The 24,135-nt window shown below is 64.9% G+C and carries 21 protein-coding genes; 9 read left to right on the forward strand and 12 right to left on the reverse strand.

From position 1 onward, the window contains the following. Nucleotides 1-20 precede the first annotated feature (20 nt). On the reverse strand, nt 21-668 hold the full coding sequence (locus AB4Y82_RS15565; protein WP_441605208.1) for a hypothetical protein: 648 nt from the start codon (nt 666-668) through the stop codon (nt 21-23). Nucleotides 669-878: 210 nt separating this feature from the next. Between AB4Y82_RS15565 and AB4Y82_RS15570 the strand changes: the two genes are divergently transcribed. Further along, nucleotides 879-3,080 (forward strand): TonB-dependent receptor, encoded by a 2,202-nt coding sequence (locus AB4Y82_RS15570; RefSeq protein ID WP_441605209.1) that lies wholly within the window; start codon nt 879-881, stop codon nt 3,078-3,080. 148 nt (nt 3,081-3,228) lie between these two features. Further along, the gene (locus tag AB4Y82_RS15575) at nt 3,229-4,422 is read left to right on the forward strand and encodes a class I SAM-dependent methyltransferase (RefSeq protein ID WP_441605210.1); all 1,194 of its coding nucleotides are present in this window, start codon (nt 3,229-3,231) and stop codon (nt 4,420-4,422) included. A 58-nt stretch (nt 4,423-4,480) separates the two neighbouring features. Here the strand turns inward: AB4Y82_RS15575 and AB4Y82_RS15580 are convergent, their stop codons facing one another. The 4 genes from AB4Y82_RS15580 to AB4Y82_RS15595 all read right to left on the reverse strand — a co-directional run bounded on the left by AB4Y82_RS15580 (nt 4,481) and on the right by AB4Y82_RS15595 (nt 11,089). Beyond that, nucleotides 4,481-6,475 carry an LTA synthase family protein gene (locus AB4Y82_RS15580; RefSeq protein ID WP_441605211.1) on the reverse strand — a complete coding sequence of 665 codons (1,995 nt, stop codon included), beginning with the start codon at nt 6,473-6,475 and terminating at the stop codon, nt 4,481-4,483. 164 nt (nt 6,476-6,639) lie between these two features. Beyond that, entirely contained in the window at nt 6,640-7,869 is a 1,230-nt protein-coding gene (locus AB4Y82_RS15585) for a multifunctional CCA addition/repair protein (protein WP_441605212.1), read from the reverse strand. A 188-nt stretch (nt 7,870-8,057) separates the two neighbouring features. Then, nucleotides 8,058-8,996, reverse strand: a complete 939-nt coding sequence (locus AB4Y82_RS15590) for a complex I NDUFA9 subunit family protein (RefSeq protein ID WP_441605241.1) — start codon at nt 8,994-8,996, stop codon at nt 8,058-8,060. A 20-nt stretch (nt 8,997-9,016) separates the two neighbouring features. Beyond that, nucleotides 9,017-11,089 carry a transglycosylase SLT domain-containing protein gene (locus AB4Y82_RS15595; protein WP_441605213.1) on the reverse strand — a complete coding sequence of 691 codons (2,073 nt, stop codon included), beginning with the start codon at nt 11,087-11,089 and terminating at the stop codon, nt 9,017-9,019. A gap of 216 nt (nt 11,090-11,305) precedes the next feature. On the opposite strand from AB4Y82_RS15595, the gene AB4Y82_RS15600 reads away from it, so the two are divergent. Next, nucleotides 11,306-12,925: a glycoside hydrolase family 17 protein gene (locus AB4Y82_RS15600; protein ID WP_441611464.1), complete on the forward strand. Its 1,620-nt coding sequence runs from the start codon at nt 11,306-11,308 to the stop codon at nt 12,923-12,925. Here AB4Y82_RS15600 and AB4Y82_RS15605 read toward each other — a convergent pair. The 5 genes from AB4Y82_RS15605 to AB4Y82_RS15625 all read right to left on the reverse strand — a co-directional run bounded on the left by AB4Y82_RS15605 (nt 12,824) and on the right by AB4Y82_RS15625 (nt 16,640). Next, nucleotides 12,824-13,273, reverse strand: a complete 450-nt coding sequence (locus AB4Y82_RS15605) for a hypothetical protein (protein WP_441605215.1) — start codon at nt 13,271-13,273, stop codon at nt 12,824-12,826. The genes AB4Y82_RS15600 and AB4Y82_RS15605 overlap by 102 nt on opposite strands. Next, nucleotides 13,270-14,079: an endonuclease/exonuclease/phosphatase family protein gene (locus AB4Y82_RS15610; RefSeq protein WP_441605216.1), complete on the reverse strand. Its 810-nt coding sequence runs from the start codon at nt 14,077-14,079 to the stop codon at nt 13,270-13,272. The genes AB4Y82_RS15605 and AB4Y82_RS15610 overlap by 4 nt, the downstream gene beginning before the upstream one ends. A gap of 125 nt (nt 14,080-14,204) precedes the next feature. Continuing rightward, entirely contained in the window at nt 14,205-14,861 is a 657-nt protein-coding gene (locus tag AB4Y82_RS15615) for a thiol:disulfide interchange protein DsbA/DsbL (protein ID WP_441605217.1), read from the reverse strand. A gap of 48 nt (nt 14,862-14,909) precedes the next feature. Further along, entirely contained in the window at nt 14,910-15,776 is an 867-nt protein-coding gene (locus AB4Y82_RS15620) for a thiol:disulfide interchange protein DsbA/DsbL (RefSeq protein WP_441605218.1), read from the reverse strand. Nucleotides 15,777-15,845: 69 nt separating this feature from the next. Continuing rightward, nucleotides 15,846-16,640: a c-type cytochrome gene (locus AB4Y82_RS15625; RefSeq protein ID WP_441605219.1), complete on the reverse strand. Its 795-nt coding sequence runs from the start codon at nt 16,638-16,640 to the stop codon at nt 15,846-15,848. A gap of 110 nt (nt 16,641-16,750) precedes the next feature. Between AB4Y82_RS15625 and yihA the strand changes: the two genes are divergently transcribed. After that, nucleotides 16,751-17,386 (forward strand): ribosome biogenesis GTP-binding protein YihA/YsxC, encoded by a 636-nt coding sequence (gene yihA / locus AB4Y82_RS15630; RefSeq protein WP_046972401.1) that lies wholly within the window; start codon nt 16,751-16,753, stop codon nt 17,384-17,386. 39 nt (nt 17,387-17,425) lie between these two features. Here yihA and AB4Y82_RS15635 read toward each other — a convergent pair whose 3' ends face one another. Further along, entirely contained in the window at nt 17,426-17,920 is a 495-nt protein-coding gene (locus AB4Y82_RS15635; protein WP_441605220.1) for a GAF domain-containing protein, read from the reverse strand. 122 nt (nt 17,921-18,042) lie between these two features. Here AB4Y82_RS15635 and bioD point away from each other — a divergent pair, with 122 nt between their 5' ends. The 3 genes from bioD (at nt 18,043) to dcp (ending at nt 21,463) form a co-directional block, all read left to right on the forward strand. Then, a complete protein-coding gene (bioD, locus tag AB4Y82_RS15640; protein ID WP_441605221.1) occupies nt 18,043-18,714 on the forward strand; it encodes a dethiobiotin synthase in 672 nt (223 codons plus the stop codon). 52 nt (nt 18,715-18,766) lie between these two features. Beyond that, on the forward strand, nt 18,767-19,117 hold the full coding sequence (locus AB4Y82_RS15645) for a hypothetical protein (protein WP_441605222.1): 351 nt from the start codon (nt 18,767-18,769) through the stop codon (nt 19,115-19,117). A 135-nt stretch (nt 19,118-19,252) separates the two neighbouring features. After that, nucleotides 19,253-21,463 (forward strand): peptidyl-dipeptidase Dcp, encoded by a 2,211-nt coding sequence (gene dcp, locus AB4Y82_RS15650; protein WP_441605223.1) that lies wholly within the window; start codon nt 19,253-19,255, stop codon nt 21,461-21,463. Between the two features lie 120 nt (nt 21,464-21,583). Here the strand turns inward: dcp and AB4Y82_RS15655 are convergent, their stop codons facing one another. After that, nucleotides 21,584-22,570 carry a TolB family protein gene (locus AB4Y82_RS15655; protein WP_441605224.1) on the reverse strand — a complete coding sequence of 329 codons (987 nt, stop codon included), beginning with the start codon at nt 22,568-22,570 and terminating at the stop codon, nt 21,584-21,586. 236 nt (nt 22,571-22,806) lie between these two features. On the opposite strand from AB4Y82_RS15655, the gene AB4Y82_RS15660 reads away from it, so the two are divergent. Continuing rightward, entirely contained in the window at nt 22,807-23,361 is a 555-nt protein-coding gene (locus tag AB4Y82_RS15660) for a hypothetical protein (protein WP_441605225.1), read from the forward strand. 106 nt (nt 23,362-23,467) lie between these two features. Continuing rightward, complete coding sequence (locus AB4Y82_RS15665) at nt 23,468-24,130, forward strand: hypothetical protein (RefSeq protein ID WP_441605226.1); 663 nt, start codon at nt 23,468-23,470, stop codon at nt 24,128-24,130. Nucleotides 24,131-24,135 lie beyond the last annotated feature (5 nt).

Genomic DNA, 24,135 nt, shown 5'->3' on the forward strand with positions numbered 1-24,135 from the left:
GCCCCAAAGCACTGGCGACGTCATCCCGCCGGCGCCGTGGTGTCCGCGGAAGCGGCGTCGGCGTCAGTGGCCTGCGTCTCGAATGGCGTGCTGAACATGGCGATGGCGGTGCGCGCCACCTGTCCGGTGTCGTAATACGCGTAACTGCCCACGCCTACCGCACCGACCACCGGGATCCAGCGCGAGAGGCCACTCCCTACGGCGCGCTGGGTCACCTTGATGCCGACGGTCTTGGCCACGCGCTCGATCAGCGAGGTGGTGACGCGACGAAACAGCAGTCGATCGCCGACGCGCACCACCAGGTCGCGGAACGCCTGCGCGGCCGTGTGCCGGAACAGGCACCACAGCATCTGCTCGCGGCCCAGCTCCGAGTGCTGGCCATAGGCGGCCGCGATGTCGCTGACCATCTGCGCCTGGATCTTCCAGATCGCCACGACTTCCGGCAGCACGGTGAGCCAGCCCAGCGGGCCTGGCGGCAGGGCCAGCGAGCCGGCGGTAAGGCCGGCGCGTTGCTGCGCGCGGGTGGCGAGGCGGCGGGCTTCCTTCTCGGGATCGCGGGCGCCGGGCACCTGGCTATCGGGAATCTGGCTCACGAAATCCAGGATGGCCTGGGTCACGCGGCCATGGTCGGCGATGACGGCCGGTAGCTGGTTAGAAGACGGGGACATGGACCGGGCTCGGCAGGGCGGCGGATGCCGCGCGACGCCCCAGTCTAGGCCGCGCGCGTGAAAACCCGCTGAGCCCCGGGACCGGGCCGGACCTGAACGCAGGAACTTGCCCGACCAAGCATGACTTCTGGGGCAGGCGGGGTCTGGTCTAGAATGGCAATGTTATAACGTATCGAAAATAACAACGACCGCCCCCTTCCCGGACACCCAATGAAACGTAGCCTGCTTGCCGTGAGTCTTGCCGTTGCCTTTGGCGCCTTCCCCGCCGCCTACGCCCAGACCAGCTCGACCCCAGATACCAGCACCGTCAACGCGCCCACGCCCACCGATGGCAGCGACGTGGGCTCCACGGGTGTCACGCGCAACCAGCCTGCTGGCAAGGTGAAGCAACTGGGCACGATCGACGTGAGCGCAGCGCTCGACCAGGCGCGCAATTCGCTGTCGCCGGACACCGGCAGCAGCCAGTACGTGATCGACCAGAAGGCCATCCAGGCGCTGCCGCTTGGCGACTCGACGCCGTTGAACCAGGTGATCCTGCAGGCGCCGGGCGTGGTCCAGGATTCCTACGGTGGCCTGCATGTACGCGGAGACCACGCCAACCTGCAGTACCGCATCAATGGCGTGATGCTGCCCGAATCGATTTCCGGTTTCGGCCAGGTGCTGGATGCCCGCACCATCCAGAGCGTGACCCTGCTCGATGGCGCCCTGCCGGCGCAGTACGGTGAGCGCACCGCCGCCGTCGTCGATATCACCACCAAGGCGGGTTCGTCGCTGGGCAATGGCGGCAGCGTGGGCATCACCGGTGGCTCGTTCGGCACGGTCAATCCCAATGCTTCGCTGTGGGGCAGCAACGATCGCTGGAGCTGGTTCCTGACCGCCAACTACATGGAGAGCGACGTCGGCATCGAGAATCCGACGCCGAGCCGTACGCCGATCCACGATCACACCAACCAGGTGAAGGCCTTTGGTGACATCAGCTACCTGATCGACAACGACACGCGCATCAGCTTCATATTCGGCGCGAGCAACAGCCGCTTCCAGATTCCCAACAACCCCAACCAGGAGCCGCAGTTCGGCTATCTGGATACCGTCAATTTCAACTCTGCCGACCTCAACGACCGCCAGAACGAGCAGACGCGCTTTGGCGTGCTCTCGTTGCAGGGCAAGTTCGGCGATACGGCGTATCAGGTGTCGCTCGGCCAGCGCTTCAGCGGGTTGCAGTACATGCCCGACGAAATCGGCGACCTGATGTTCAATGGCGTGGCCGCTGCCATCAACCAGAGCGATCGTGCCAGCACGTTGCAGGCCGACTTCTCGATGCCGTGGGGTGGCAGCCATACGCTGCGTTACGGCCTGTACGGCAACTTCGATCAGGCCACCACCAACACGAACTCGTTGGTGTTCCCGGCCAACCCGGACGGCAGCCAGGCCAGCACGGTGCCGTTCAATATCTTCACCGGCGACAAGATTACCGCCCGAACCTGGGCCGCCTATGTGCAGGACGAGTGGAACATCAGCGACAAGTGGACGCTGAACTACGGCTTGCGTGGCGACCAGTACCAGGCTTTCCGTACCGAAAGCCAACTTAGTCCGCGCATCGGCGTGGTGTGGCAGGCCACCGACAGCACGACCGTGCATGCCGGCTACTCGCGTTATTTCACGCCGCCCGCGAACGAGCTGATTTCCAACGAGGATATCAATGCGTTCGCCAATACCACCAACGCCGTGCAGAACTACGGCAACAACACGCCGCTGGCCGAGCGCTCCAACTATTACGACCTGGGTGTGCAGCAGAACATCGGTTCGAACTGGACGGTGGGTCTGGATGCGTACTACCGCGATGTCAGCCGCCTGCAGGATGAAGGGCAGTTCGGTACCGCCCTGGTGTACTCGACGTTCAACTACCGCTACGGGCGCATCCGCGGCACCGAGCTCACGGTCAACTACGACAACGGACCGATCACGGCGTACTTCAACTTTGCCTATAGCCGTGCCATGGGCAAGGATGTGATCACCGGCCAGTACAACTTCAATCCGGATGACCTGGCCTATATCGCGGACAACTTCATCCATCTCGACCACGACCAGAAACTGACCTCGTCGGGCGGCATCAACTACGCCATCAACGACACCACCAAGGTCGGCGCCGACTACCTGTTTGGCAGCGGTTTGCGTGAGGACGGCCTGACGCCCAATGGCTTGTCGCTGCCGTACTACTTCCAGCTCAATTTGAGCGTGTCGCACGACTTCACCTTTGACAGCACCGGCAAGTTCCACACGCAGCTGGCGCTGATCAATGCGCTGGATCGCACCTACGAGTTGCGCAGCGGCACCGGCATCGGTGTGGGCGCGCCGCAGTTTGGTCCGCGTCGTGGCGTGTTCCTGAGCTTGCAGAAAGACTTCAATTTCTAATTGAACGTTGCCGCCAAAGCGCGCAGCCGCTTTGGCCGTCGCACCCAGTCAGCTGGGCCGATGTCCCCGCCATAGCCGGTCTCCCCTCCCTCACGAGGCTATGGCGGGGCATGGGTTAGACTTCGCCTGTTTCCCCGCAGGCAACCCCATGTCTTCCCGACTCCCCGATCCCGGCGCCGACGAGCGCGCCCATTCCGACCGACTGCTGACGCGTCTGCGCGAGGAAATCGCCGCGCATGGTCCGATGCCGTTTTCGCAGTACATGGAGCGCTGCCTGTATGCGCCGGGCCTGGGTTACTACAGTGCCGGCAAGACCAAGTTCGGCGAAGCGGGTGATTTCATCACGGCGCCCGAACTGGGCGAGTTGTTTGCACGTTGCGTGGTGAATGCCACCTATCCCGTGCTCGAGATGTTGGGCGACTCGGCCGACTTCCTGGAGCTCGGTGGCGGCAGCGGCGCATTTGCCGAAGCGGCGCTCAAGGCCTTCGCCGCGAACGGCGCCGTCCCGCGTCGCTACTACATCCTCGAACCCAGCGCCGATCTGCGCGAACGCCAGCGCGACCGGCTTGCGGCAGCGCTGCCCTCGGAGCTGTTTGCGCACGTGCTGTGGCTGGATCGTCCGCCGGAGCAGGACTGGCAGGGCGTGCTGTTCGCCAACGAGGTGATCGACGCACTGCCGACCACGCGCTTCACCCTGCGCGCCGGTGAAGTCTATGAAGAATACGTCGCGCTCGATGGCGAAGGCCGTCTGATGCGCGTGGATCGTCCCGCCGATGCCCTCGTGTCCGGCGCCGTGCGTCATGTCGAACGCGATCTGGAGGCGGAATTTCCCGAAGGTTATCGCTCGGAAATCCTGCCGCAGCTGCCGTACTGGATCCAGGCGATCGCCGGTTCGCTCACCGCCGGCGTGATGCTGTTCATCGACTACGGCTATGTGCGTCGCGAGTATTACTTGCCCGAGCGCAACGATGGCACCTTGCGAGCCTACTACCGCCATCGCTCGCACAACGATCCGCTGTATCTGCCAGGCCTCAACGACCTCACTGCGTCGGTCGATTTCACCGCGCTGGCCGAGGCGGGCAATAGCGCAGGCTTCGGCGTGGCCGGCTATATGCCGCAGGCGCAGTTCCTGATCGGCAGTGGATTGCAGGACATCTTTGGCGTGGCGTACGAAGCGGCCGCAGACGAAGCCGCGCGCTATGACCTGGCACAACAGGTCAAGAAACTCACGCTGCCCGAGCAGATGGGCGAACGCTTCCAGGCCATGTTGTTTGCACGGGGCATGGATGTGTTGCCGTTGCCGGCCGACGTGCTGGAGGCGGACCAGGGCGACCGGCTCTGACGCTCCGACAAATCAGCCCGCCAAAAGAAAACGCCCGCGTCGTCCGCGGGCGTTTTGCTTAGTGCGTGCTGGAAGCGGCAGCTGGTGCAGGCGCAGGCTGCACCGGTGTGTCGTCGTCCGGCCGCTTGATCAACTGACCGTGTTTGAACAGGGACGCGGCGACCTGGTAATAGGCGGTGGCATCGTCCACCTGTCCTTGGTCCACCGGTGTATTGGGCACGGCATCGCCGTTGTCGAAGTTCGGCTTGACCTGCTCCAGCTTGCGCTGCGGTTCGAGCACGGTGAGTGCGTCGCCATGCAGGTAGCCGAGCTTCTCGTAGGTGGCCGGGAAGGCGCGTTCGCGGCCCGGTTCAAGCTGGAAAATGTCAGCGCCGAAGAAGCGGCTGCGGTAGCTGAAATTGAGCAGGCCCATCACCGTGGGGATGATGTCCACCTGGGCCATCTGCCGCGACACGCGCTGCGGCTGGATGTGCTTGGGCGAATAGATCCACAGCGGGATGTGATAACGGTTGATCGGCACGCTGCTGCGGCCCGCGCTGGAGGCGCAGTGGTCGGCGGTGATCACGAACACCGTGTCGTCGAAGTAGGGCTTGCTTCTGGCGCGCTTGATGAAATCGGCGATGGACCAGTCCGTATACGCCACCGCTGCCTCGCGCGTACCGTTCTTTTGCGGCACGCGATTGGCCGGCACGGTGAACGGACGATGGTTGGAGGTGGTCATGATGTGCAGGAAGAACGGCTTGCCCTGCGCCTGCGCCTCGTCCATCTGCTTGAGCGCCAGCGTGTAGAGATCTTCGTCCGCCACGCCCCACACGTTTTCGTGATGGATCGTCTCGCCCTTGCCGATATCGTTGCGGTCCACCGCGCGATAGCCGTTATGGGCGAAGAAGTAGTTCATGTTGTCGAAGTAGCCGTAGCCACCGTAGACAAAGTCGGACTGGTAGCCGCGGGCATTGAACACATTGGCGGCCGAGAACAGGTTCTCGTTGTTGTGCGCCTTCACGATGGAGTCGCCCGGCGTGGGCGGCACCGACAGCGACAACGCTTCCAGGCCGCGCACCGTGCGGGTGCCGTTGGCGTAGAGGTTGTCGAAGAACATGCTCTGGTCGATCAGCGCATCCAGGTTGGGCGTGATGTTGCCGCGCTTGTTGCTGAACTCCGAGAGGAAGTCGGCCGACAGGCTCTCCACGCTGATCAGCACCACGTTGAGATGCTTCTCCGGACCGGCATGGCGGATTTCGCGCGTCAGGTCATGCGGATCGCTGCTGACGTAGGTGGCCTCAGGCGTCTTCACCAGCTCGCGCACGCGCTTGAACGCCTCGTCGTCGGGCAGGGTGCGATAAAAGCGCGAGTAGTCCAGATGGCTGGAGCGGAACGCGGCGAAGAACTCGAACACGCCGTTGCCGGAGAGTTCGTTCACATAGGTGTTGTCGGTGCGATCCTTGAAGGTGCCCTTGACGGCGACCGCCAGGACCACCGTGATCACCAGCCACACCAGCACCACCTTGCTGCGCTGAAGAAAACGGGTGCCGCTGTCGCGCGCCTGCAGGCCGCCGCGGCTGAGCCACACGACAACCAGGGTGGCGATGGCGAGCAGACTGATCCAGGTGCCCAGCGGATAGGACTCGCGGATATTGCCGATCACCTCGGTGGTGTAGACCAGGTAATCGACTGCGATGAAATTGAAGCGGGTGCCGAATTCCGCCCAGAACACCAGCTCCGAGGCCGCCACGAAGAGCAGCCCGAACAGCATCACCGCGCCGCCTATGTACATCGCCCACTGGCCTGCGCGCGACACATAGAGGCGCTGCGGCACCAGCCACAGATAAAGCATCAGCAGCCAGGCAAGAAAGACGAACACGATCAGGTCGTAGCCCAGCCCGACGCCGAATGCATAACCCCAATAGAGCGGGTTGTGCGGCACGCCGCTACCGGACATGTAAAGCAGCACGATGCGGGTCAGCGCGCCGATCAGCACATAGCTGATGGCCAGCCACCATAACGGGCGAAACCGCTGGCGCAGCGGCGAGGTCGATGGATTGGCAGTCGGCACGGAAAACTCCGGAAAAGCTGGGAAACGAAGGCCTGGCTGCGAAGTGGCCGGGCGGGATGGGCGACCGCGTTTATACACGGAAGCCGCCGACTAGCGACAAGCGGACAGATTTGTAGCCAGTTACCTTACTGGGTAGTGGCTTTCATCAGGCTTTGTTGGCCGTATCAGTCCGCGCTGCGTTTCAGTGCCGCAATGGCCGCGACGCGGGCCGCCGTCATGGCCTCGCCAATCGCCGGGCCCTGCAGGCCTTGCGCCACTATCGATTCCGAGCGCACCGCTGCGGCGGCGTCGCGCGCACGCTGGAGATAGCCTGCCTGCGGGTAGGCGTCCTCCTGGTGGCCCAGGCGTCCGCGCTTGTCGGCCGCGCAGGCGGCGAGGAATAGCGAGAGGCGTTCGGGCCGGCGCAGCGCATCCAGCGAGGTCAGCAGACGCAGCACCGTCGATGGCTTCAGCTCAAAGGCGCGGTGCGCATTGAGATGCTCGCGGCACACCAGTTCGGCGAGGGTGGCATGCTCGGTGGGCACCTTCAGGCGTGCCACGAGACGCCGCAGGGGCGCGAGGCCGGCGTGCTCGTGGCCAAGATGGCGCGGCAATACATCGGCGGGCGTCAGCGCCTTGCCCAGATCGTGGGTGAGCGCGCAGAAGCCCACCACGTCGTTGCCAGGCGCCAGCTTTGCAGCCATGTCGAGCACCATTTCCACGTGCACGCCGGTATCGATTTCGGGATGGAACTCCGCGCGCTGCGGCACGCCGTACAACGCATCCACCTCGGGAAACAGCACGGCGAGCGCACCCGATTCGCGCAGTACGCGCAGGAAGGCTGACGGCTGGGCCTCGCCCAGGGCCTTGCGGGTTTCCTGCCAGACGCGCTCGGGCACCAGATGATCGACCTCGCCATCGCGCACCATCTGCTGCATCAGCGCCATGGTCTCCGGCGCCACCGTGAAACCCAGTGGCGCAAAGCGGGCAGCGAAACGCGCCACGCGCAGCAGGCGCACGGGGTCTTCCACGAAAGCGGCAGATACGTGCCGCAGCAGGCGTTGTTCCAGGTCGCGGACGCCATTGAACGGATCGACCAGCTGGCCGTCCTCGGCCTCGGCGATGGCGTTGATGGTGAGGTCGCGCCGCGCGAGATCCTCCTCCAGCGTCACCGTGGGATCGGCCTGGAAAGCAAAGCCGTGATAGCCGTGGCCGGTCTTGCGCTCGGTGCGTGCGAGGGCGTATTCCTCGTTGGTCTTGGGGTGCAGGAAGACCGGGAAGTCCTTGCCGACGGGGCGAAAGCCCTGCTCGAGCATCTCGTCGGGACGCGCGCCGACCACCACGTGGTCGTGGTCGGTCACCGGTCGATTGAGCAGTTTGTCGCGGACGGCGCCGCCGACGAGATAGATGCGCATGCGGGGGATTCTGCCACGTGATGCGAAGCGGCCGGCTAACCGGGGCTAGCCATCTGGGAGGCTAACCCTGTGGGAGCGCACCCTGTGCGCGACGGCCTCAGGCGGTGAGGCACCCTCAGTCGCGCACAGGGTGCGCTCCCACAGGGAAGCTCTCACAGGGAAGCGCCCACAGGGAAGGGGTGGACGAGTTATCGCCCAGCCGATCTCGCCAGGTCCAGCCGACGCTGCCGCGCCGGTATGTTCAACAGCACCGGCAGCCATGCCGCCAGCGGCTGCGGGGTGATGCCCAGCGCGGCATAACCATCCACCTTGCCCACCGAATCGGTGCGCAGCGAGCGAAAGTTGTCCAGCGAGAACGGCTTGCCCGGCAGCATTTGCGCCACTTGTGCCTGCAGCCGGCCGAGGCCGTCCGGCAGCGCCATGATGGGTGTGCGCACGCCCATCGTGTCGCGGATCATGTGCACGATCTCGCCGAGCGTGAGCACATCCGGGCCGTAGAGCTCGAAGCTGCGGTCGATGCCGAGCTTGTCGTCGCCGATGCAGCGAGCCATCGCTTCGGCCACGTCGCCGGCCCAGGTCGGCGCCATCTTCGACGGTGCGCGCGCCAGCGGCAGCACTGGCATCTGCCGCAGCAACGTGGCGAAACGCGACACCAGGCCGCCATCCGCGCCGAACATCACGCTCGGCTGGTAGATGGTCCAGTCAATCGAGGAGTTGCGCACCTGCGCTTCCGCCTCGCCCTTGCTCTTGAGGTATTGCGACAAGCCCTGGCCGGCCTTGAGCGCGCTCATATGGTGCAGGCGCGACACGCCGGCCGCCTGGCAGGCGCCGAGCACGCGCTGGGCCAGGTCCACGTGCGCGCGCTGGAAGGTCTGCTCGCCGAACGCATTGAGGATGCCGACCAGGTTGATCACCGCATCGGCGCCCTCGAACTGCCGGCGCAGCGCATTGGCGTCATACACATCCACGCTGTGGATGCTCACGCCGGGGAGCACGCCCAGCGCACGCCGCTGTTCGCGGTTGCGCGATAGCAGCACGATGCGATGGCCGTCCCTGATCAGGCGCGGCAGCAAATGCGAGCCGACAAAGCCGCTACCGCCGAGCACGACCAGTTGTTTGGATTTCAGTGTCACTCAGTGTCTCCGCCTCAATGCGTACTGCTGGCTGCAGCCGGTGCTGCCATGCTGCTGGCGGGAGCAGCTGAACCTGCCTCCGCAGGCGTCGGCGGCGCCACCACCGGACAGGTCACCAGCTTACGCTCACTGCGGGCATCCGGCAGCGTATAGGTCTGGCCGATCGGCGTGAGTCGCTGCGACAGCGTGACGGCATTGCCATGCTGGCGCCAGTCGTAGATCACCGCGAAGGACATCACGCGCGCCACGTATTCGCGCGTCTCCTTGAACGGAATGGTGGCGATGAACAGGTCCGGCGGCAGCGAATTGCGCGCCTCCAGCCATTGGTCCACCTTGCCGGGGCCGGCGTTGTAGGCCGCGCTGGCGAGCCAGGGCGCGCCGTTGAAGCGCGCTGCCATCTGCGCGAGATAGCGCGTGCCCAGGATGATGTTGGTGATCGGGTCGTACAGCGAGTCCCCGCCAGTCCAGGTGACGCCGTTGCGCTTGGCCACCAGCGCGGCCGTCGACGGCAGCAACTGCATCAGGCCGCGCGCATCCGCACCGGAGCGTGCATCGGCCATCCAGGCGCTTTCCGCGCGAAGAATGGCGTACGCCCACGACGGATCGATCCCTGCCTGTTCGGCCTGCGGTACCAGTCCGTCCTGGCTGGCCAGCGGGAAGCGCTGCTCGTAATAGCGCAACGCATCGCCGGTGTTGAAGGTGAACACCGCGCGGTCGTACCAGCCGCGACGATAGGCGAGAGCGACCGCCTGCTTGAGCGTATCCGCATCAGCGCCATCGAGTGCCTGCGTCCATTCGCGACGCGCCTGCTTGGGCAGGCCCACGGCATAAAGCTCGAACGCGCGCAACAAACCCTGGTTGGCGAGCAGGGCGCGTTCGCGCTGCGGGTTGCCTTTCAGGTCCGTCTGGCAGATGCCGTACGGCGCCTTGATGCGATCGGCAGCAAGGAATCCGAAGAACGTCGGCTCCTGCGCCAGGCTGCTGAGTACCTGTTGCGACTCGGCATTGCGATTGGTGGCAGCCAGAGCGCGTGCGCGGAACCAGCGCCATTCGCCGTCCTGCTGTTGCGTCGCCGGCATCGCATCGATGGCGGCGAGCGCCGCAGTCCAGTCCTGTTGTGCCAGGGCGGCGCGCACGCGCCATTCGCGGCTGGTGTCGGTCTGCACGGACGCCGGCAGCGCGATCAGGCGCGAGAGTGCATCGGCGTCGTAGTCGGTGGCATGGAACAAGGCCAGCGCATACATCACGCGATTGCGCTGCTCGGGAGTGAAGGCGAAATGGCTCTGCAGTTTTTGCCAGGCGATGTCCGCGGTGACCGACTGGCGCCGCGCAAGTCGTTCCAGCGCGAGCGTCGCGGCCTGCCGGTTGCGCGTCGTATCGGGCCACTGATTGGCTGCCACCACCGCAGCCCCGGGATCGCTGAGTGCGGAGGCGATGCGTCTTGCGGAATCCGCCTGGTCCGCCGGCAGCCAGCCGGCGATGGCGTTGATGGTGCCCGGCTGCACGGCATCCGCGGCGCGGTCGATGCGATCCCACAGGCGTGGTTCGGTGAGCAGGCCCTGGTCGTGCGCGGCGCTCAACACCGGATCGCAGGCACCCGGCAGTTTGGGCTTGCTCCACAGCGCGGCAAGGTCGCGATCGAAATCGAGCTGCGCACCCTTGCTCAGCTGCGCCTGCAACGCGTTGCAGGTGAGCGCATCGCCGAGACCCGGCTGGTACATCGCAAGAAACGTGTCCCAATCCTGCCGGCGCGCCAGTTCGGTGAGAAAGTCGCGGCGCAAGTCCGCGGCAGGCAGCAGGCCGGGATAGCGCTTGAGATAGTCCTCGACCTGCGGCCGCTGGACCTGGCGGATATCGTGCGTGAGCGAGGTCACTTCCAGATAGGGATAGAGCGGGTAGTCCTGCAGTGTGCTGGCCGCCGTGCGCCAGCCATCGCCGCCCTGCTGGGCCGCGGCGTACGCCTGCTTGAATGCCGTGCGTTGCGCTTCCGTGGGCTCGGCGGCCGAGGCCGCGCCGACCAGCCACAGGCCGGCCACCAGGATGAGCAGGCGGCGGGCAACTTGCCGCGGTGCTGCGTGCAGGGACATGACGACTCCTTTGCCAAGACCGACGCAGTGATAGTCGCGGTTCCGCAGGGGCGGCGCGCTGCGCGGGACTGCGCAGAATGGCCAATCCCCGCTGAGCGTGACGTGAAACCGAGGGCGCGGCCCTGCCCGCGCACATGGCGAGGGCGCAGCCCCTGTTAGAATTCGCCACCCACGAGGCGCCGCATCCGGCGCTTGAGCCACGCTCTTAGGAAGCGCATGTCGCCATCGCCCTCGCCGTCATCCCGTGTTGCCCCGCTGGCATGGTTGATCCTCGTCGTGGCCACCCTGTCAGGCGCCGCGTGGTGGTGGCAGATTGGACGCCCGGTGGCGCTGCCGGATGCGCCGACCGCACGCATCGCCTGCGTGTCCTATGCACCGTTCCGCAAGCCGGGCGAGACGCCGCTCGATCCGCATGCCTTTGTCAGCCCCGAGCGTATCGACGCGGATCTGAAGGCATTGTCCGAGCGCTTCGATTGCGTGCGCACGTATTCGCAGGGCTTTGGCTTGAACGCTGTGCCCGCGATCGCCCAGAAATACGGCATGAAGGTGCTGATGGGCATCTGGCTGGGCCGCGATCTCGCGCTCAACGACCGCGAAGTGACGATGGGCATCGCCACCGCGAAGGCGTATCCGCAGGTGATCCGCGGCGTGATCGTCGGCAACGAAGTGCTGCTGCGCGGCGAGCAATCGCCCGAAGCGATCGCCGCCTACATCACGCGCGTGCGCAGCGCGCTGCAGGATGTGCACGTGCCGGTCACCTATGCCGATGTGTGGGAGTTCTGGCTGCGCTATCCGCAGATGGCCAACGTGGTCGACTACATCACCATCCACATTCTCCCGTACTGGGAGGACGATCCGGTGCCGCCGCAGGATGCACTCAAGCATGTCGCGGACGTCTATGCGCAGATGAAGGCGCACTTCTCCGGTCGTGCCGTGATGATTGGCGAGACCGGCTGGCCGAGCCAGGGCCGTCCGCGCCGCGAGGCGAGTGCGAGCCTGGTGAACGAGGCGCGTTATCTGCGCGAATTCCTGCTCTATGCCGGCAGCGTGGACATGCCGTACAACGTGATCGAAGCGTTCGACCAGCCGTGGAAGCGCGATCAGGAAGGCACGGTCGGCGGCTATTGGGGCATTTTCGATGTCAATGCAAAGCCCAAGTTCAGCATGCAGGGACCGGTGGTCGAGGAGCCGAACTGGATCGCCGGCTGGTTCGCCGGTGTGGCAGGTGCCGTGTTGTTTTTGCTGTCGGGCATCTGGCGTCGCGGCTTGGCCAATACGCGCAGTCGCGTTGCGCTGATCCTCGCTGGCTTCGCCACCGCCACGTCGATTGCATGGCAGGGCCGTCGCATGCTGTTCGATTGCCGCAACCAGCTGGAATGGGTGTTTTCCGGCCTGCTTTGCGCGCTGGCCCTGCTTTCGGCCGTCTATCTGGCGCGCCGCATCGCTGCACGACTGGCCGGCGCGGCCATCCAGTTGCCGGATCGCCGCGTGCGTTTCCTGTGGATGTTCGGCTTGGCCTTCTACGACTTGCTGCTGGTCTTCGACGGCCGCTATCGCGATTTCCCGCTGGGCCTGTTCTGGCCGCCGGCGGTGGGCTTCATGATTGCGGCGTTGATGGAATCGGCCGACAACTGCGTGGTGCCGATCATCGAGGAGCGCTTCATGGCCTGCCTGCTGCCGTTGCTCACTGCCGTGGTGGTGGCGCAGGAGATCGGGCTCAACCCGTCGACCTGGCTATGGCTGGCCGTGAACTTCGCGACCGCCGGTGCGGTGATGATCGAATGGCGCCGCGCCGCCCGACTGCAGACGTACCAGCCGCAGGCAACCCACCAGTAACGCGAACGCACCCGGCGCAAAACAGTAGAGCACCACGGCGACCACGCCGGTCGCCGCGGAAAGCCAGGCCGCGAACGGGTGCTTCCAGGCCAGTGCGAGTACGGCGGCGGCCAGTGCCACCCAGCCGTAGATGCCCATCTGATAGCTGTAGCTGGCAGACATGCGCAGCGGTGCCAATACAAATCCCATCACCGCGGCATGGCGCGCATCGCAGGTCAGCGAGCGCGCGGTGTCGCACAGGTGCGCCACGTCGACCGACTCGACCAGGCCATAACGCAGCGCATACGCAAGCGCGCCGAGCAGGATCAGCGTCAACCAGGGCAGGGTCAGCAGTACAGCGCGTTTCATCGACGGATCCGGTGCAGGCGTGGGGTGATATGGCTGGGCAAGCGGATCTCGGCCGCTATGGGTAGATGATCGGAGAACGCCTGCGGCAGCGCCCACACTTTGTCGAGCTGGATCTTCTCGGAGGTGAGGATGTGATCGAGCGCGCGACGCGGCTTCCAGCTGGGAAACGTCGGCGTCGATTGATCGGGCGGCACCAGGCTGGACTTGGCGAACAGGTGCTTCATCTCCGCGCTGCGCGCTTCGGTATTGAGATCGCCCATCAGCACGGCATGCGGGAAATCCTGCAGCACTTCGGCAATGAAGCCCAGCTGCTTCGCACGTGCCGGTGCGCTGAGCGAGAGGTGCGCGATCATCACGGCGAGCGCATCGTCGCCGTCGCCAAAACGCGCGAGCAAGGCGCCGCGGCCGGGAATGCGGCTGGGCAGCGGATAGTCGAGCACGCTGCTGGGTTCGAGCCGGCTGATCAACCCGTTCGCCGAATGCGCCAGCCGCGCCATCGGGCGATTGGGCTGATGACTCCAGAACGGCATGCCGGCCGCTTCGGCCAGGTAGCGCGTCTGATTGAGAAAGCCCGAACGCAGGCTGCCGGCGTCCGCTTCCTGCAGGCCGATCAGGTCGAACTGCGGCAGTACTTCGGCGAGGCGGTCGAGGTTGTCCAGTTTGCTGCGGCCCGGCAGCACGGCATTGAGGCTGCGCGTGACGTATTCGCTGTAACGCTGCACGCTGGCGCCAGCCAGGATATTGCAGCTGAGCAGACGCAAACGGCGTTCGGTGGCCGGGGCGGGAGTGGGTTCGGCACGCTTCATCGGGCGGAAAGGGTAGTCGCAAAAGGGTGAACGCCGCCATCGTGGCGGCGATCAGACTGGAGACAGACCCTGAGCATGCCCGGTCGGTTGTGAACGCGGGGAAAGTTCCGCGTCGCCGCCGGGGCTTACTTGGCGCCGCTGAGGTCGCGCTTGGCCAGCCACTGGGCGACGGCGGACAGTTCGGCCAGGGTCTTCACATTGGCAGTGCGGTACTTGCCGTCGACGACGATGGTCGGCGTGCCGTCCACCTGCCACTGCTTGACCAGCTCGGCATCCTTGCGGATCTGCTGGGTCACCTCGTCGGAACTGGCGATGCGCATGAACTCCTCGCGCTTCGCGCCATGCATGGCGTAGAAATCGGCCAGCTCATCGAGGGTGGAGATCGGGTAGTGGTCGTCGAACTTGGCCTTGAACAGCTCCAGGTGCGTCTGTTCCAGCACGCCCAGCTTCTTGGCGGCGTAATAGGCACGGGCAAACGGCAGCCATTCGTCGCTGAACACGGCCGGCATCAGCTTGAACGTCACGCCGGCCGGCAGCTGCTTGCGCATCTGCTCGGCGATCGGCGCGAAATGCGCGCAGTGGATGCAGCCGTAGGAGAACACTTCGACCACTTCGACCTTGCCCTCATTGCTGAGGCGGTGCGCCGGTGCCGGCAGCGTCACGTACTCGGTGCCCTCGGTATAGGGCGCGGCATCGTTGGAGCCGGTGGCGGTGCACGCCGTGGCCAGCAACAGGCCGGCGATCAGGCTGAAGGCGCGCAGGGAGGCAAAACGCTTGAACATGGGGCGGGTCTCGTCGAATGGCGTCAGGTGGATGTCGATGCGCGCGGCTTACTTGCCTGCGGCTTCCTTGGACACCAGCCACTTGGCGAGTTCCACTGCCTGCTCATAACCGCCGGCCGAACGCGCGGTGAAACGGTACTTGCCGTCGACCACGATGGTCGGGGTTTCTTCCACGCCATAGGCCTTGAGCATTTCGTCGGCGCGCTTGACCTTGGTGTTGATGGCAAACGAGTTGGCCACAGCGGCGAATTCTTTCGGATCGGCCCCGAACTTTGCGTAGACCTTGGCGGCGTCGTCGATGGTGGGCAGCGCCGAAGCGGGCTTGAGGCCGGTGCCCTGCATGGCGCTCAGCTCCTGCGACTTCCACACGGCGTCGTACATCGCGTCATTGGCCTTGTCGGCCACGCCCAGCGCCTGCGCGGTGAGGAAGGCGCGCTGCAGCATCGGCCAGTTTTCCTGCGGCATGAAGGAGGCCGGCAGATAAGCCACGGCGGCGCTGGCGGGCAGCTCCTGCACCAGCTTGTTCATGGTGGGATGGAACTGGTTGCACGCCGGGCAGCCGTAGGAGAACACCTCGGTCACTTCGATCTTGTCGGTGCTGCTGACCTTGGCCTGCGCCGGTTCGATGCGGAAGTAGTGCTTGCCTTCCACCCACTTGCCATCGTCCACGAACGGCGTGGCCGCTGCGGCGGGCGCCGCCGGAGCCTGCGCGGTGGTGCTGGCAGCCGCCGGAGCGGCGGCGGTGCTGGCGGCGGCCGGAGCCGCGGTGGTTGCGGCAGCAGCCGGCTGGGCGGCGGGCGCGGTGGCTGCCGGAGCCGGGGTCGGCTGCGGTGCCTGGCTGGCGTTGTCGTTGTTGTTGCTGCAGGCGGCGAGCGCGAGCAGGGCGGCACACAGGAACGACAGACGCTTCAGCATGGTGATCCTCAATACAGAGTCTTGGCTCGGAACGGACACGCCGGCCCATGGCCGGCGTGTCATAGACATTTACTTGGCGGCAGAAGTGCCCGCGCCTTCGGCGGCATGCAGGCCTTCGACGTAGCTGGCGATCGCGGCAATGTCCTTGGCGTCCAGCTTGGCGGCGATGCCCGGCATGATCTGCGAGTGGGCGTCGTCACCCCACACGGTGCCGTCGTGCCAGGCCTTGAGCGTGGCTTCGATGTACTGCGCATGCTGGCTGGTGAGCTGCGGGTACATCGCGCCCGGATTGCCGCGGCCATCGATGCTGTGGCACGCCATGCAGGCAGGCACACCCTTGGTGCTGTCGCCCTGGCGGTAGAGCTGCTCGCCGCGCTCGACCAGTGCCTGGTCAGCCACGCCCGGCAGCGAGGTCTTGCTGGCGAAGTAGGCGCCGATGTCGCGCATGTCCTGCTCGGACAGCGGTGCCACCATGCCCATCATGATCGGGTTCTGGCGCTTGCCGGACTTGAAGCTGTTGAGCTGGTGGACGATGTACGCCTCGCTCTGGCCAGCCAGCTTGGGATACTGCGGATCGGCGGAATTGCCGTCGATGCCGTGGCAGGCGCCACACGCGGCCGACTTGCCCTGGCCTGCGGTGGCATCGCCGGGCTTCACGGCGGCAGTCGCCTCAGCCGGCTTGGCGGCGGCTTCAGCAGCAGCGGCGGCAGGTGCCGTGGCGGCTGCGGCCGGCTTGGCGGCGGTGGTTGCGGGCGCCGGATTCTTGGCTTCCTGCGCCAGGATTGCTCCGGAAGACAACGCAAAGACGAGGACTACGGCATAACGAACAACAGCGGGCCGAAAACCGGCAGGCCGAAAACTCATACACTTGTCTCCCGAAAAACTGCTATGGCTGCACGGTTCGCGCTGGCCAGCGCGTCCGCAACTGGCAGAAACTACCGGATTATCTCTGCGCCACCATAGCCGGTCAAACCATGTCCAATCCATTGCAAGGCGCCCAGTTCGTACTGGCTGCCCACCGAATTTCTCAACTTCCGACCGACAGCGGCGCGGAGGTGGCGTTTGCGGGTCGCTCCAATGCCGGCAAGTCGAGCGCGCTCAATACCTTGACTGCGCATCGCGGTCTGGCGCGTACGTCGAAAACACCAGGTCGAACCCAGCAGATGGTGGCGTTCTCGCTGCCACCGCAGACCCTCGGCGAGGGCCCGGACGCGCTGCCGGCGCGGCTAATTGACCTACCCGGCTATGGCTACGCCAAGGTGCCCGAGGCCTTGCGCGAGCACTGGAAGCAGGAAATCGATGCCTATCTGCATCAGCGTCGCAGCCTGCGCGGAGTGGTGCTGATCACCGATATTCGCCATCCGCTCAAGGACTTCGATCGGATGATGCTGGAGTTTTGCTTCGCCACCCACCTGCCTTGCCACGTGTTGCTGACCAAGGCGGACAAATTGTCGCGGAGCGCGGCGGCACAGGCGCTGATGGCGCTTCGCAAGGTGTTGTCGGCCAGCGAAACCCAGGCCACGGCGCAGATTTTTTCCTCGCAGACGCCCACCGGCGTGGAGGAAGCGCGCGATATGGTGATGACGCTGCTCAATACGCCGCGAGAGTAAGCAACGCGCCGGACACCCGGCGCGAGCTTTTCGGCAAGCTCAGCGCTTGTCGACGGCGGCCATGAAGATCGCGCACAGCGCCTCCATGCCGGCGCGGTCGTCCTCGTCGAAGCGGGCGATGGACGGGCTGTCTACATCCCACACGCCAAACAGGCTGCCGTCGTCGCGCACCAGCGGCACCACGATTTCCGATTGCGAGGCGGCGTCGCAGGCGATATGGCCATCGAACGCATTCACGTCGCGCACCACCTGTGTCTGGCGCGTCTGCGCCGCGGTGCCGCACACGCCGCGGCCGAGCGCGATGCGGATGCAGGCCGGTTTGCCCTGGAACGGACCGACGACCAGTTCGGTGCCGTCATACAGGTAGAAACCGCTCCAGTTGAAGTCGGGCAGGCTGTGATAGATCAGCGCGGCGAAATTGGCGGCGTTGGCGATCACGTCGGGCTCGCCTTCCAGCAGCCCGCGGGCCTGGGCGCACAGATCTTCGTATTGTTCGCGCTTGCTGGCGTAGGCCTGCGTCTTCACTTCGTACATCGATCGACTCCTGTGGCGCCCGTGGATCGCGGGGATCTGTCCAGGCGGGCCGCCGTAAAGCACGTATTATGCGCCTGCCGGGCGGCACGGGAATGCCGGGCGCGACCATTCAGGGGATGGCTATGTCGACACTGTTTATTGCAGGCACCGACACGGGTGTCGGTAAGACCCATGCCACCTGCACGCTGCTGCATCTGCTGCGCAGTCGCGGCAATCAGGCCTGCGGCATGAAGCCGGTGGCCAGCGGTTGCGTGGAGACGCCGCAGGGCTTGCGCAACGACGACGCGCTCGCATTGCAGGCGGCCAGCAGTTCGCCGATGCCTTACGAATGGATCAATCCGGTGGCCTTGCGCGAGCCCTTGTCGCCCCACCTGGCGGCGGCGCACGAGGGCGTCGAGATCCGTCTCGCGCCGCTCTACGAGGCCTTCGAGCGTCTGCGTGGCATGCATGACGATGTGCTGGTGGAAGGCGTCGGTGGCTGGCTGGTGCCGCTGTCGCGCAGCCTGCTGGCGTCGGATATTCCACGTCAATGGCAGTTGCCGGTGGTGCTGGTGGTGGGCCTGCGGCTGGGCTGCATCAATCACGCCTTGCTGTCCGCACGCGCGATCGCCACCGATGGCTGCCGCCTGGTGGGCTGGATCGGCAACCAGATCGATCCGGACATGGACGCCGTCGACGAAAATATCGCCACTTTGCGCCACCACCTGCCGGCGCCCTGCCTGGGCATCCTGCCGTATGGCGTGGCACCGTCCGCCGCCGCCGCTCATCTGGATCTCACACTGGTCTTGGAATGACGTTCACATGGTCCGTGCTTGGATGTACGGGCCATCACCGCAGGAGGCACCCATGGCCATACGCAGCCACTTCTATCTTTCGGTCGCCGACCTCGCCCATGCGCGCGGGCCGGTCGCCACGCTGAGCTATGACGGAGCCGGTCCCAACGATCTCGCTGCTGCGGTGCAGAACGCCATGCGCAGCACCGATCTATTCGAGCGCTGGCGTGCCATGCAGGATGAGCCGGACGATGTGGACCCGGCGCTGGGCGCAATCGACCCGCAGGCCACGGCCAGCGCGCGGGTCAGCGACCTGCACATCGACATGGATCTCATCACCGACCTGCCGATGAGCATCGTGCGGCAGCGCCTCAACCTGCTGATCGGCAACAGCTGGCAGCTGCGCGACATGCGCAAGGCCTGACGCGGCCGCCCCATGCTGCGGTTGCGTCATCGCCGCCGCGTACGGTCCAACGACCCAGTACTTCCAGCCCTTGGCACCCGTGCCGGGCTGTGGTTAGTCTCGGCGTCCGTTTGTCTGTTTCCATGGGGAACCCCGATGCTTCGTCTTCGCACGCTTGTCATAGCCACGTCCATTGCGCTCGCCGCCTGCTCGCAGCAGTCGAACGAGCAGGCCTCGCAGCCCGCGCCCGCTCCCGCCAGCACCGCGCCGGCCAAGGCTTCCACGGTCGCCGCACCCGGCGGCGAAGTGAGTGCGGTCAATCCGTTCCTCGAGCCCAGCACCCTGCCGTTCGAGGCCCCGCCGTTCGACAAGATCAAGGACGGCGACTACAAGCCGGCCTTCGAAGAAGGCATGAAGCAGCACCTTGCGGAGATCGAAAAGATCGCCGACAACACGGATGCGCCGACCTTCGAGAACACCTTCGTCCCGATGGAGAAGTCGGGCCGGCTGATGCAGCGCGTGATGCAGGCGTTCAACGCCGTCAGCGGCGCCAACACCAATGAAACCCTGCAGAAAGTGCAGGAAGAAGAAGCGCCCAAGCTCGCCGAGCACCAGGACGCGATCTTCATGAACGACAAGCTGTTCAAGCGCATCCAGACGGTCTACGACCAGCGCGATACGCTCAAGCTCGATCCGGAATCCAAGCGCCTGGTCGAAGTGACCTATCGCAACTTCGTGCATGGCGGCGCCAAGCTGTCCGATGCCGACAAGGCCAAGCTCAAGGACCTCAACAAGGAAGAGTCCACGCTGAGCACGCAGTTCACCAACAAGCTGCTCGCCGCCACCAAGGCCGGTGCGCTGGTGGTGGACGACAAGAGCAAGCTTGACGGCCTGTCCGATGGCGACATCGGTGCCGCGGTGGAAGCGGCCAAGGCGCGCAAGCTCGACGGCAAGTGGGTGGTGCCGCTGCAGAACACCACGCAGCAGCCGGCGCTGCAGAGCCTCAATGATCGCGCCACGCGCGAGCAGCTGTTCAAGAACTCCTGGGATCGCGCCGAGAAGGGCGACGCCAACGACACGCGCGACATGATCGCCCGCATCGCGCAGATCCGCGCCGAGCAGGGCAAGCTGCTGGGCTTCTCCAGCTACGCCGCTTGGAAACTGGAAGACCAGATGGCCAAGACGCCGGAAGCGGCGATCACCTTCATGGACAAGCTGGCCCCGGCGGCCACGGCACGCGCCGAGCGCGAGGCCAAGGACATCCAGGACGTGATCGACCAGCAGAAGGGTGGCTTCAAGGTCGAGGCATGGGACTGGAACCACTACTCCGAGCAGGTGCGCAAGGCCAAGTACGACCTGGACGAGTCGCAGATCAAGCCGTACTTCGAGCTGGACAACGTGCTGCAGAACGGCGTGTTCTACGCCGCCAACCAGCTCTACGGGCTGACCTTCAAGGAGCGCAAGGACATCCCCGTCTGGCAGCCTGACGTGCGCGTGTTCGAAGTGTTCGACAAGGACGGCACCTCGATGGCGCTGTTCTATTGCGACTACTACAAGCGCGACAACAAGAACGGCGGCGCCTGGATGAGCAACCTGGTCGACCAGTCCAAGCTGCTGGGCACCAAGCCGGTGATCTTCAACGTCGCCAACTTCACCAAGCCGGCACCGGGCCAGCCGGCCCTGCTGTCGTTTGACGACGTGATCACCATGTTCCACGAGTTCGGCCACGGCCTGCATGGCATCTTTGCCAATACGCAGTACCCGAGCCTGTCGGGCGCCAACACCGCGCGCGACTTCGTGGAATTCCCGTCGCAGTTCAACGAGCACTGGGCCACCGATCCGAAGATCTTCGCCAACTACGCGAAGAACTATCAGACCAAGGAGCCGATGCCGCAGGAACTGGTCGAGAAGCTCAAGAAGGCCAAGACCTTCAACAAGGGCTACGACATGACCGAACTGGTCGGCGCCGCGCTGCTCGACATGAGCTGGCACAGCCTGAGCGCCGATGCGCCCAAGCAGGATCCGGACAAGTTCGAGATGGATGCGCTCACCAAGGCCAAGATCAACCTGAGCTACGTGCCGCCGCGCTACCGCTCCAGCTACTTCCAGCACATCTGGGGCAACGGCTACGCCGCCGGTTACTACGCCTACCTGTGGACCGAAATGCTGGCCGACGACGCCTTCCAGGGCTTTGTCGACAAGGGCGGCATGACCCGCGAGAACGGTGATCGCTTCCGCGCGATGATCCTCTCGCAGGGCAACACGCAGGATCTGGCCACGCTCTACAAGAACTGGCGCGGCAAGGACCCGAGCATCGAGCCGATGCTGCTCAACCGTGGTCTGAAGGAAGCGCCGCAGAAGAAGTAACACCTTCTTCGTGGTGAATCGAGAAAGGGCCGGTTATGCCGGCCCTTTTTTTGTGCGGCGAATTCAGAGGCGGTGAATCGTGGCGGTCTTTCCACTTCTCCGTGAGATCAGTACGCGCGATCAACCACCGCTTGCGTGATGCGCATCCAGCCACGGTGCCAGCGACACGGACCAGATGTTGTCGTTGCCGTTGTCCCATTGCATGCGGGCGATGTCGTCCTGCGCCTGCTGCGGCGTGCGCGGATAGTGCACGGGGATCGAACGCGTGCTGCTGAAGTAGAGCGTGCGATGGTCGGGGCCAAGGTGCGAGCCCCACGGGCTCTTTACGTTGATGTCCTTGCCCAGGTCGGTCGGCTTGCCCCAGCCGTCGCCTTCGCGGAACGCGATGTAGAGGCGATCCGGATCGTCCTTGCCGGTGAAGTTCGCGTCGAACACGATGAACGATTCATCGGGCGCGACGGCAGGATCGAGCTTGTGCGCCGATGCTTCGCCCAGCATCACCGGCACTGGGGGCATGTAGGTACCGTTGCGGTATTGCGAACGGAACAGGCGGAAATCGCCATCCTCTGCGGGACGCTGGAAATACACGCTGCCATCGGCCACCACGCTGGGCGCATAGGTGCGTGAACTGCTGTTCACCGCATCCGGCAGGCGCACCGGTGCTCCCCACGCGTTGCCCTTGCGCTCGACGCGCCACAGATGTCCGCCGGAACCCGGCTGCACCTTGCCATTGGCCATCACCGCATCGAGCGGCTTGCCATCTTCCGCATCAGGGCGGTTCGAGGAGAAGATCAGGAACGTCCCATCCGGCGACATCGCCGGATCGTGATCCAGCCACTGCCCCGAGAACGGCGCCACCGTCGGAGCACTCCAGATCCCGTTGACACGATGCGACACCATGATGGCTGCATTGGGCCAATGGATGCGATCAAAGAAGACCGTGTTGCCGTCGGGCGTGAAGGCAGCGGAATCTTCGTTGGCAGGACCTGATACGACGCCAGGTGCGAACACCTGCGGTACGTCAAGAACGGTGGTTTGCGCAGAAGCTTTGGCCACCAGGCCGGTGACGCAACAGGCCGCGCACAGCACGCCGACTACACGCTTCATTTCACCGATCCTTCTGTCAGGAATGGAACGAGCTACTGACGCACTTCCGTCGCCACGTCATTCTTGCGCTCACGATCTGGCCAAAGGACGTGCTTGAAGTCATGCGGGCGGGACGCCTTGGTGCTCGTCAAGCATTGTCACAAGAGCAACTGTCCGGCAATGTCTTGTCACCCGGCAGGTACTTCGTCGATCACGGACAAGGGGATGGCATGAGACAGCGGATGCAAGGATGGGGTGTGGCTCTTCTGGTCCTGTTGGCGACCACGTCAGTAGCCAAAGCGGCCTCGTTCGACGGCTTGCCGCCGTGGCAATTCCAGATGACGCCCGATCAGGTGACGGCATTTGCCGATTTCGGTCCCTATAAGTCTTTTCGCAACGGCGACCTTGAGACGTTCGCCGGCGTGTATCAGGGGCACAAGGAGAACGTGCAGTTCTTCTTCCGTAACGGGCGCCTGGCCCGGATCGGGATCTATCTTTACGAGGGTCAGGACGCGAAGGCGGCTGCACAAGTGTGGCTGAGGACTTACCAGCAAATGAAGGCCGAGTTCGGAGCCATGGAGCTGCCCTGGCTCAAGACCACGACACCGGCGGCTGGGTTGCCGGTAGAAGCGTTGGCGGCGGCAGCTGGCGCCAATGCCGAAGCTACCGGCAAATCGCAGATGGCACCGGTCGTGCAGCCCGCAGACAAGTTTGTGTATGCCAATTTCTTCCGGAGCGATGTCCAGGGGCATGCGTTCTATTTCGTGACCGTTTTCTACGATCCGCCGCATCACGGCGCCACCGGCAGCTGACGAGACCGCGGGCCGCATGACCGAAGGCAGACGCTGCTGTCACGCCCGGGCCGTCATAAGCCTTCCGTGAATCGAGATCATCGGCGAGCACTAGCGGAGCGGGCCCATGCGTAACCTGGATTTCAGTTCCTGGCATGCCGTGTTGTCGACCGTGGTCGGGCTGGCGTTGATCACGCTGATCATGGTCGGCGTGCGGCTGCTGGCCATGCATACCGTGCAGAAGCGGCGCGAGCGCGAGAATCGCCAGATCAACGAACGGTTGCGCACGTTGATCGCGGCGTACAAGACGCTGGGCGGCTCGTTCACTGGCGATCTCTCGGTGGACCCCACGCATCTGCGCGACCTGCGCCAGGCCGGAGTGTTGGCGGAAGGCGAGTCCCCCGGCACTGCCGTGCAGCGTTCCGATCGTTCGCGGCGCATGCGCGATGCGGTGGAGGCGGCCTTGTCCGACATCATCTTGCTGGGCACGGAGCAGCAGGTGGCACTGGCCGCGCGTGCCGCCACGGAGCTGTCAGAGGGGCGCCCCACGCACACCGCCGAACTGGTCGTGTCCCTGCGCGATTTCATCCGCAAGGTGCTGGATCTCGAAGCGGTGCCGGCCAATCTGGTCATTCCGAAGCAGGGGCCGACGCGCGTATCCGGGACACGCGGCAAGGGCGAGGCCAAAGGCGAGGGCGGCGCTAAGGGCGCCAGTGGCGGGATGGGTGCAGGCATGGGTGGTATGGGTGGCCACGCCAGCTTCGACAGCGACGACCATGCCCACCACTGAAACGG

The organism is Dyella sp. 2YAF14, from assembly GCF_052114725.1.
Taxonomy (GTDB): Bacteria; Pseudomonadota; Gammaproteobacteria; order Xanthomonadales; family Rhodanobacteraceae; genus Dyella.